The following is a 451-nucleotide window of genomic DNA, read 5'->3' on the forward strand; positions in this document are numbered from 1 at the left end:
TCAACCCGGACATCGAGTTCGTCAACGACCTGGGCATCGTCAAGCAAGGCGCCGACGAACCGACCTACCTGAGCTTTCGCGAAGGCGTCAAACGCGCCACCGACGCCGGCCTGCTGGACAGCAGCGTGAAGTTCTACCTGGCCGGCGAAACCCTGCCCAAGCAAGTGCGCAAACTCGACACCGTGAGCAGCAGCCGCAAGACCAACGGCTCGAACAAGTCCGACGAAGACGCCTGCTTCTGGGCGCTGCAATCGGCGCTGGCGACCCTGCAGAACGCCGCGAAAAAAGCAGACGCCAACGCCGTGATCAACATCGCCAGCGTCGACCAGCGCGACCTGTACAAAGACACCGAAAATTTCCAGTGCCGCGCGGAGATGCTGGTTTCCAGCGTGGCGTTGCGTGGTGACCTCGCGCACGTGGATTGATTGAATAAGGTCATGTAGTGAGTGGG

The 451-nt window shown here is 61.0% G+C and carries 1 protein-coding gene; it reads left to right on the forward strand.

Annotation, left to right across the window (positions count from 1 at the left end):
* The coding region (locus AACY49_RS31015; protein WP_339528139.1) for an excinuclease at nucleotides 1-425 on the forward strand (425 nt) is incomplete at its 5' end.
* Nucleotides 426-451 lie beyond the last annotated feature (26 nt).

The sequence above is a fragment of the Pseudomonas sp. EL_65y_Pfl2_R96 genome (assembly GCF_963970905.1).
GTDB lineage: Bacteria > Pseudomonadota > Gammaproteobacteria > Pseudomonadales > Pseudomonadaceae > Aquipseudomonas.